The organism is Azospirillum sp. (genome assembly GCF_035627195.1).
GTDB lineage: Bacteria > Pseudomonadota > Alphaproteobacteria > Azospirillales > Azospirillaceae > Azospirillum.
Genome location: NZ_DASPMG010000376.1, coordinates 1 through 8,199, shown reverse-complemented (window position 1 = coordinate 8,199; position 8,199 = coordinate 1). Strand labels below are relative to the sequence as shown.

Annotated in this window: 9 protein-coding genes; 4 read left to right on the top strand and 5 right to left on the bottom strand. The window is 69.6% G+C overall.

What is annotated here, in order from left to right; translation table 11 throughout:
* The 3 genes from VED21_RS33005 to rfbC form a co-directional block, all read right to left on the bottom strand.
* Positions 1 to 969: ABC transporter ATP-binding protein (locus tag VED21_RS33005; protein ID WP_324890145.1), on the bottom strand; the 969-nt coding region annotated here is incomplete at its 3' end.
* Positions 959 to 1,825 carry an ABC transporter permease gene (locus tag VED21_RS33000; RefSeq protein ID WP_324890143.1) on the bottom strand — a complete coding sequence of 289 codons (867 nt, stop codon included), beginning with the start codon at positions 1,823 to 1,825 and terminating at the stop codon, positions 959 to 961. The genes VED21_RS33000 and VED21_RS33005, both read right to left, overlap by 11 nt.
* Before the next feature lie 5 nt (positions 1,826 to 1,830).
* The gene (gene rfbC, locus VED21_RS32995; RefSeq protein ID WP_324890141.1) at positions 1,831 to 2,394 is read right to left on the bottom strand and encodes a dTDP-4-dehydrorhamnose 3,5-epimerase; all 564 of its coding nucleotides are present in this window, start codon (positions 2,392 to 2,394) and stop codon (positions 1,831 to 1,833) included.
* A gap of 218 nt (positions 2,395 to 2,612) precedes the next feature.
* On the opposite strand from rfbC, the gene VED21_RS32990 reads away from it, so the two are divergent.
* From VED21_RS32990 to VED21_RS32980, 3 genes are all read left to right on the top strand, one after another.
* On the top strand, positions 2,613 to 3,473 hold the full coding sequence (locus tag VED21_RS32990; protein ID WP_324890139.1) for a calcium-binding protein: 861 nt from the start codon (positions 2,613 to 2,615) through the stop codon (positions 3,471 to 3,473).
* Positions 3,474 to 3,589: 116 nt separating this feature from the next.
* Positions 3,590 to 4,735 (top strand): glycosyltransferase family 4 protein, encoded by a 1,146-nt coding sequence (locus tag VED21_RS32985; RefSeq protein ID WP_324890137.1) that lies wholly within the window; start codon positions 3,590 to 3,592, stop codon positions 4,733 to 4,735.
* A gap of 97 nt (positions 4,736 to 4,832) precedes the next feature.
* Positions 4,833 to 5,279 carry a hypothetical protein gene (locus VED21_RS32980; RefSeq protein ID WP_324890135.1) on the top strand — a complete coding sequence of 149 codons (447 nt, stop codon included), beginning with the start codon at positions 4,833 to 4,835 and terminating at the stop codon, positions 5,277 to 5,279.
* 22 nt (positions 5,280 to 5,301) lie between these two features.
* Here the strand turns inward: VED21_RS32980 and VED21_RS32975 are convergent, their stop codons facing one another.
* Positions 5,302 to 6,159: a ParB/RepB/Spo0J family partition protein gene (locus VED21_RS32975; RefSeq protein WP_324890133.1), complete on the bottom strand. Its 858-nt coding sequence runs from the start codon at positions 6,157 to 6,159 to the stop codon at positions 5,302 to 5,304.
* Positions 6,149 to 7,165 (bottom strand): AAA family ATPase, encoded by a 1,017-nt coding sequence (locus tag VED21_RS32970; RefSeq protein WP_324890131.1) that lies wholly within the window; start codon positions 7,163 to 7,165, stop codon positions 6,149 to 6,151. The genes VED21_RS32975 and VED21_RS32970 overlap by 11 nt, the downstream gene beginning before the upstream one ends.
* A gap of 215 nt (positions 7,166 to 7,380) precedes the next feature.
* Here VED21_RS32970 and VED21_RS32965 point away from each other — a divergent pair, with 215 nt between their 5' ends.
* Positions 7,381 to 8,085: a glutathione S-transferase N-terminal domain-containing protein gene (locus tag VED21_RS32965; RefSeq protein WP_324890130.1), complete on the top strand. Its 705-nt coding sequence runs from the start codon at positions 7,381 to 7,383 to the stop codon at positions 8,083 to 8,085.
* The last annotated feature ends 114 nt before the right edge of the window (positions 8,086 to 8,199 follow it).

Here is an 8,199-nt window from a genome sequence, read left to right as displayed (position 1 = left end):
CGGCGTCTCGATGCGCGGGTCGACGATGCGCGCACCGTTGACCGGGTACTCGGTGCGGCTCTTGGCCACGAGGTTGGGGTCGTGGAACGGATCGCCGCCGTCCACGGCCGCCACGCCGTTCGACTCCGGCTCCGGCGGCGCCTCGGCCGCTTGGCCGCCTGCCGCCTCGCCCATGCCGGATATTTCCTGGAGGATCTGATCGCGCTGCTCGACCGGCGCGTAGAGCAGGCGCTGGTACTGGGTGATCACTGTCTTCGGCGCGCCGGCCAGGATCAGCCGGCCGTGGTCGAGCAGAAGGGCGCGCTTGCAGAACTGCACCACCGCGCGCGGGTCATGGCTGACGAACAGCAGCGTGCCGCCCTGCTTCTGGAACTCGGTCACACGGGCGAAGCACTTGGCCTGGAACGCCTCGTCGCCGACGGCCAGCGCCTCGTCCACGATCAGGATGTCGGGGTCGACGGAGATGGCCAGCGCGAAGGCCAAGCGGATGTACATGCCGCTGGAATAGACGCGCACGGGCTGGTCGATGAAGTCGTCGATGTCGGCAAAGGCGATGATGCGGTCGATGCGCGCGTCGATCTCCTCGCGTGTCAGGCCGATGATCGCCGCGTTCATGTAGACGTTCTCGCGGCCGGTGAAGTCGCCGTTGAAGCCGGCGCCCAGCTCCAGCAGCGCGGACACGCGCCCGTGGATCTCCGCCGTGCCGGAGGTCGGGCGCAGCGTGCCGCTGAGCACCTGGAGCAGCGTCGACTTGCCCGAGCCGTTGCGGCCGACGATGCCCACCGTCTCGCCGCGCATCACGTCGAAGCTGACGTCGTCGAGCGCCACCACCTCCTTGTAGTGGCGCACGCCCGGCCGGGCGAAGCGCTGCTTCAGCCGGTCGGTGGGCTGGCCATAGAGCTGGTGGCGCTTGGCCAGCCCGCGCACGCGGATGGCGACGTCGGAATCGGATAGCGTATCAGATGACATCGGCGAACGCCCGCTTGAGCCGCGCGAACACATGGTAGCCGATCCAGGCCACCGCGAAGGCCGCCAGCGTGTAGAGGCCCAGGGCACCCCAGTCCGGCACCTGACCGTGCAGAAGAACCCGCCGCGCCTCGACCACTGGCAGCGTCAGCGGGTTGAGCCACACCCACGGCCGCACCGTCTCCGGCAACGCCTCCAGCGGGTAAAGGACGGGGGCCAGGAACATCAGAAGCGTCACGAACAGGCCGATCACCTGCCCGACGTCGCGCACAAAGACGCCGAGTGCCGACAGGAACCACACCAGCCCCGCCGTCAGAACCGCCATCGGCGCCACGACGACGGGCAGCAGCAGCGCCGTCCACGGCACCGCCTGCCAGGACGCCACGTGCCAGACCAGCAGCACCGCCACGCCGAATCCCAGCTGCACCAAGGCCGAGAACACCATCGGCCAAGCCAGGATCTCCAGCGGGAAGACGAACTTCTTCACGTAGTTCGGGTTGCCCAGGATCTGCGTCGGCGCGCGGCCAAGGCATTCGGCCAGCATGCCGTGCAGGATCAGCCCGACGAACAGCGTCTCGGCGAAGTCCACCGTGCCGGCCGGCGCGGCGGCCGCCGCGCGCGGGCGGAACAGCACGCCGAACAGGAAGGTGTAGACGCCCAGCATCAGGAGCGGCTGGACGAACGACCACAGCACCCCGGCGACCGAGCCGCGGTAGCGCGCCGCCACCTCGCGCCGGGTCATCTGCACGATGGGGAAGGCGTGCCGGGCCAGCAGACGGAACGGACCCAGCGCGCTGTCCAGAAGGCGCGGCGGCGGGGCGTCGGCGGAGATGAGGATCGTCGGGCGCGGCGCGCTCACGGCGTTCAGCCGGCGTAGGTGAAGTGCACGGGCAGATCGGCGAAGCGCGGCAGGACGCGGTCCTTGTCGGACAGGAGGGCGTCCTCCGGCCGCACCGGCCACTCGATGCCCAGGTCCGGGTCGTTCCACAGCATGCCAGCGTCGTTTTTCGGCGCGTAGTAGTTGGAGACCTTGTAGATCACCTCGGTGTCCGGCGCCAGCGTGCAGTAGCCGTGCGCGAAGCCGACCGGCACCAGGATTTGGTTCCATGCCCCCTCGCTCAGTTCCACCGCCACGTGCTTGCCGTAGGTGGGCGAGCCGTGCCGCACGTCCACCGCCACGTCCAGCACGGCGCCCTTGACCACGCGCAGCAGCTTGTCCTGCGCGAAGGGCGGCGTCTGGAAATGCAGGCCGCGCACGGTGCCGGCCTGGGCCGAGCGGGCGTGGTTGTCCTGCACGAAGTCCAGGTCGATGCCCGCCTCGGCGAAGCGCCGGCGGTTGTAGGTCTCGGAGAAGAACCCGCGCTCGTCGCCGAACTTCGCCGGCTTCAGCACGAGAACGTCCGGGATGGCGAGGCGTTGGATGTCCATACGACGAATCCTGAAGGGTCGGGGCGCGGGCGGAGTGTTGCCGGACCGCACACCCCCTCGTCAAGCCGTGCGTGCGCCGCCAGGGCGGTGGAGCCTATCTCCTCCGGTGTCCTTGGCCGTGTGACATAGCCTCCTACGCCGCCCAATTTCGGAGACAAGATCTTCCGATTGTCTTATGTTTGCCACAAACAACCTAGCGGTCTTGTGGAGAAGGGGACATGGCGAATCCACCGACGTCGGGACATGACCTGATCGAGGGCGGCACCGGGGACGAGGCACTGCGCGGCCTCGACGGCGACGATACCGTGCGAGGCTTGGGCGGCAACGACACGCTGCACGGCGATGCCGGCGAAGACAACATTGTCGGCGGTATCGGTAACGATTCGATGGCCGGAGGATACGGCCAGGATGCCATGTTCGGCGAGTCTGGCGACGATACGATAAGCGGCGACGACCACAACGACACCGTCGATGGTGGCGACGGTAACGACGTTCTGTACGGCGAAGGCGGCCACGACCTGATGCGCGGCGGCAACGAGAATGACACGCTGTGCGGTGGCGACGACATGGACATAATCTATGGCAACAAGGGCGACGACCTGCTGAGCGGCGGGGCCGGGATCGACACGCTGTACGGCGGCCAGGGCAACGACATGGCGTTCGGCGGCGACGGCAACGACTTCCTCTACGGCAACATGGGAGACGACACGATCTCCGCCGAGAACGGCACCGACTGGCTGCACGGCGGCCAGGGCAACGACATCCTCTACGGCGGCCGCGACGACGACAGCCTGTACGGCGGCCTCGACTCCGACACGCTGTACGGCGGCGACGGCAACGACCTGCTGTACGGCAGCGCCGGGGCGGACCGCTTCGTCATCATCGACGGCTCGGGAACCGACACCATCGGCGACTTCAGCTTCGCCGACGGCGACCGCATGGTGATCAACAACAGCATCACCCACAGCACGGCCGCCACCGACGGCGGCGCGCTGGTCACCTTCAGCAACGGGATGAAGGTGGTGCTGGTGGGCGTGGCCCCCGCCGACGTCACCGGCGGCTGGTTCCAGACCGTCTGACCCGCGCCCGACGCACGCCCCTTCCCCGCCCCGCGGGGGAGGGGAATACGTTCGATTGTTGCGCATACGCCACCGCGCCGGTTGCACGAACGGAATTGCCGGGGTAGCGTTCGGCGATGCAGCACATAGTCTCCCACAAGCGGATGCGCGTCCTCCTGCTGTCGCGCTACGCACGGCTCGGCTCGTCCAGCCGGCTCCGGTACTATCAGTTTCTGCCCGAGCTGGCGGCGCACGGCATCGATGTGGACGTCTCGCCGCTGCTGCCCGACAGCTACCTGTCGTCGCTCTACCGGAGCGGCGAGCGGCCGCTGAGCATGGTCATGCGCGCGTATCTGACGCGCATCGTGCAGATGTTGGCGCTGCGCCGGCACGACCTGCTGTGGATCGAGAAGGAGTTGCTGCCCTGGCTGCCCTACGGCTTCGAGCGGCTGCTGCTGAAATGGGCGCCGCCCTACGTCATCGACTATGACGACGCCTGGTTCCACGTCTACGACAGCCACCCGCAGCGCTTCGTGCGCGCACTGCTGGGCCACAAGCTGGACCGCATCATGCAGCAGGCGGCGGCGGTGACGGTCGGCAACTCCTACCTCGCCGCGCGCGCGCTGGCGGCCGGCGCCGGCCGGGTGGAGGTGCTGCCCACGGTCATCGACCTCAGCCGTTACGGCGCGCCCCAGGACACGGACGGCAGCGGCCCGCTGACCATCGGCTGGATCGGGTCGCCGGTCACAGCACGCTACCTGGGGCTGGTGCTGGACCCGCTGCGCCGGGTGTGTTCGGAAGGATCGGCGCGCCTCGTGCTGGTCGGCGCCAACGACAACGTGGTCCCCGAACTGGACGCCGCCCGCCTGGGCTGGAGCGAGGAAACCGAGGTCGAGGAGATCAGGACCTTCGACATCGGCATCATGCCGCTTTCCAACACGCATTGGGAACGCGGCAAGTGCGGCTACAAGCTGATCCAGTACATGGCCTGCGCCAAGCCGGTGATCGCCTCGCCGGTCGGCGTCAACCGCGACATCGTCGAACACGGCGTCAACGGCTTCCTGGCCGAGACACCGGAGGAGTGGTACCGCGCGGTGCAGACCCTGCGCGCCGATCCGGCGCTGCGACACACCATGGGCATGGCCGGGCGCGCCAAGGTGGAGCGGCTGTTCACGCTGGAGCGGGTTGCCCCGCGCCTGATCGGCGTGCTGAAGGACGCCGCCTTCCCGGCGACGCAGCCGGCCGGCCTCGTCCTGTCCGCCGGCCCGTCCGGGCGGCCCTAGGCACTCTTCCGGCGGACACCTCCCCCACAAAAGCGGTTGTCCGGCGCGCGCCCGCGTGGTGTGGTCTGCCTCCGGCCGGACAGGAGACGACACCCACATGCACGACGACGAGGAGATCATCACGCGCTGGGTGATCGAAGGCGTCCTCGACCACCTTGAGGAGGCGCGCCGCTTCGCCGGGCTTGACGCCAACGCCGTCGTCGCCCTGGCCGACGCCCGCACCCGCCGCTGGGAGCTGGAGGGGCGCCTGATCTACCCAAGCTACTTCTGCCCGTCCTCCACCGGCTGGCTGAAGGCGCTGTCGGCCATGGTCATGCGCGGCCGCACCTTCCGCATCCTGGTGGAGGAGGTGACGCCGGACGAAAGCGAGGACGGCGAGGTGGTCCGCAGCGTCGCCCGCCTGTTCCCCAAGATGGATGAGGAGATGCTGGGCCTGCTCCGCGCCTTCTCGGCCGCCGATGCCGAGCGCGTGAGCGACCTCAGCGACCGCATCGCCACGGCCTTTCGCCGCCTGCGCGAGGAAAGCTCGATCACGGATTTCTGACGGACGTCCAAGGCCCCTGCCGTCAGCCCAGAAGTTCCCCCAGCAGGCGGTGCAGGCGCTCCAATTCCGCCCGCTGCGCCGCGTCGATGCGGGCGCGCTGGTCGCGCAGACTCCGCTCGTCGATGGCGGCGAAATCCCTGGCGATGCGCTGGGCGGCGGCCACCAGACGGACCACCGGTGCCGGCGCCGGCTTGCCCGCCACGCCGCCCGCGCGCTTGGCCTCGCGCAGCGCCTTCACGGTGCCGCCGTCCTTGACGGCGTTCCACAGCCGGCGCTGGAGGTCCGGGTCGTCGACCGACGCCACCTCCACCAGCACGCTCTTGGGCACGCCGCGGAACTGCGCCTCGTACTCCGCGCGGATCTCGTCCGGCAGGCGCAGCAGCGACAGGGTGCGCGTCACGTCGGCCTGGCTGCGGCCGATGACGCGGCCCAGCGCCTCGTGCGTGTAGCCGTGCCGCTCGATCAGGCGGGCGAAGGCGCCGGCCTGTTCCACGGCGTCCAGGTCGACGCGCTGGATGTTCTCGATCAGCGCCAGCTCGTCCGGGTCGCCCTCGGTGACAATGGCGAAGATCGTCTTGCGGCCGAGCAGGGTGCAGGCGCGCAGCCGCCGCTCCCCGGCCACCAGCCGGTAGGCGCCATCATCCGCCTCCTGCACCAGGACCGGCTGCTTCAGCCCGTGCCGTTCGATGGACTGCGCCAGCTCATGCAGGCTGTCCTCATCGAAGCGCTTGCGCGGCTGGTCGGGGTTGCGCCGGACGCGGGCGATGTCCACCTCGATCAGCCGCGGGAAATCGGCCGACAGGCCGAACAGCGCGTCACCGCCGCGCTGTGCCGCCTTCTGGAAGATCTGCGTGCTGGTGCGTTCGAGCTTACGCGACATGGGAGGCCTTGCTGTCCTGGGGGGCATCCTGAAGATGGGCGGCCAGCTCGCGCGCCAGATCGGCGTAGGCGCGCACGCTGTTGGAGCGCGGGTCGGCCTCGATGGCCGGCCGGCCGGCGCCCGACGCCTGGGCGAACAGGGTGGCGCGCGGCACCGCGGCCAGCACGCGCGTGCGCCCCTCGTAATGCGCCTGGATCTCGCGCAGGCTGGCCTGGTCCTGCGTCAGGCGGGAGGAGAACATGGTCGGCAGGATGCCGAAAACGTTCAGCGACGGGTTGGAGCGGCGGCGGATCTTGGCGATGGTTTCCAGCAGCAGCGGCACGCCCAGGCCGGCGAACACCTCCGTCTGCACCGGGATCAGCACGAGGTCGGACGCCGCCAGCGCGTTGATGGTGAGCAGGCCCAGGTTGGGCGGGCAGTCGATGACGACGACGTCGTAGCGCCCCTTCACCTCTGCTAGCATCTCCTTCAGCACCAACGAGTTGTCGGGCTCGGCCACCAGCTCCGTCTCGGCCGCGGCGAGGCCGATGCTGGACGGCGCCAGCGTGAAGGCGCCGCCGCACACCGGGACCAGGATGCTGTCGAACGGCTGGCCGCCGCGCAGCACGCTGTACAGGCCGCGCCGCGCCACCTCGATCTCGCCGGGGTCCTGGCCCAGGTGGACGGTGGCGTTGCCCTGCGGGTCGCCGTCGATCAGCAGCACCGACAGGCCCAGCGTGGACAGCGCGAAGGCGAGGTTGACGGCGGTCGTCGTCTTGCCCACGCCGCCCTTCTGGTTGGCGATGGCCAGCACCACGCGGCGCTGCGGCCTGAACTGGGGAACCGTCGGCGCCGACGGCTTGAGGAAGGCGGCGACCTGTTGGGGAATGCGTTCCGCCCCGCTCTCCCACCGGCTGACGCGGGAGCGGTCGTAGCGCCGGTTCAGCTGGCCGTTCAGCCAGGATGCGAAGCCCTGCTGGTCTTCGCCGCGCCGTTCGCGGATGGCGCGCAGATCGTCGCCGTTCATCGAACCTCCGGAAGGGATTGCCGTGCCGGGGGCACACTCGCGCACTTGACGCAAGCGCGTCAAGCTTCGGGGTGCAGCTTGCGTCAATCCGGCCCGCCATACGACGTCGCATGACGGGGCGGCGCCCTACCCCCTTGGAATTTGCCGCGCGAGAAACACCTCATCCCACGGTCCCGCCGGGCGCTGCCCGGCGCCGTTTCCCCCAGGAGTTCCGGATGCCCGATCTTTCCGCCTTCCCGATCACCAAGCGCTGGCCGGCCAAGCATCCAGACCGGCTGCAACTCTATTCGCTGCCCACGCCCAACGGGGTCAAGGTCTCCATCATGCTGGAGGAGACCGGGCTGCCGTACGAGCCGCACACCATCGACATCGGCGCCAACGAGACCTGGACGCCGGAGTTCCTGTCGCTGAACCCCAACGGCAAGATCCCGGCGATCATCGATCCCGACGGGCCAGGCGGCCAGCCGCTGGCGCTGTTCGAATCCGGCGCCATCCTGCTGTACCTCGCCGAGAAGACCGGCCAGTTCCTGCCCACGGACCCGGCCCGGCGGTACGAGACCATTCAGTGGGTGTTCTTCCAGATGGCGGCGGTCGGTCCGATGTTCGGGCAGCTCGGCTACTTCCACAAGTTCGCCGGCCGCGAGATCGAGGACAAGCGCCCGCTGGAGCGCTACCGCGCGGAAACGCAGCGCCTGCTGGGGGTGCTGGAAGGGCGGCTGGCCGACCGCGCCTGGATCATGGGCGAGGACTACACCATCGCCGACATCGCGCTGCTGGGCTGGGTGCGCAACCTGATCGGCTTCTATGGCGCCGGCGATCTGGTGGCGTACAGCGAGCTGACCCACGTCCCGGCGTGGCTGGAGCGCGGGCTGGCGCGGCCGGCCGTGCAGCGCGGCCTCACCATCCCGGCCCGGCCCTGACCCAACGTCCGACACCCGGCCCGTCACGCCTTCCCGATCATCGACGAGAGCTTGGCGAGCACCGCGGCGCGCGCCGCGGGGCCGCCGTAGCCCTTGGTCTGCGGGTCGCCGGCC

Bases quoted from the DNA above. Each gene is read 5' to 3' on its own strand.
- rfbC (WP_324890141.1), bottom strand. From the start codon at position 2,394: ATGGACATCCAACGCCTCGCCATCCCGGACGTTCTCGTGCTGAAGCCG.
- VED21_RS32970 (WP_324890131.1), bottom strand. From the start codon at position 7,165: ATGAACGGCGACGATCTGCGCGCCATCCGCGAACGGCGCGGCGAAGAC.
- VED21_RS32975 (WP_324890133.1), bottom strand. From the start codon at position 6,159: ATGTCGCGTAAGCTCGAACGCACCAGCACGCAGATCTTCCAGAAGGCG.
- VED21_RS32990 (WP_324890139.1), top strand. From the start codon at position 2,613: ATGGCGAATCCACCGACGTCGGGACATGACCTGATCGAGGGCGGCACC.
- VED21_RS32980 (WP_324890135.1), top strand. From the start codon at position 4,833: ATGCACGACGACGAGGAGATCATCACGCGCTGGGTGATCGAAGGCGTC.
- VED21_RS32965 (WP_324890130.1), top strand. From the start codon at position 7,381: ATGCCCGATCTTTCCGCCTTCCCGATCACCAAGCGCTGGCCGGCCAAG.
- VED21_RS32985 (WP_324890137.1), top strand. From the start codon at position 3,590: ATGCAGCACATAGTCTCCCACAAGCGGATGCGCGTCCTCCTGCTGTCG.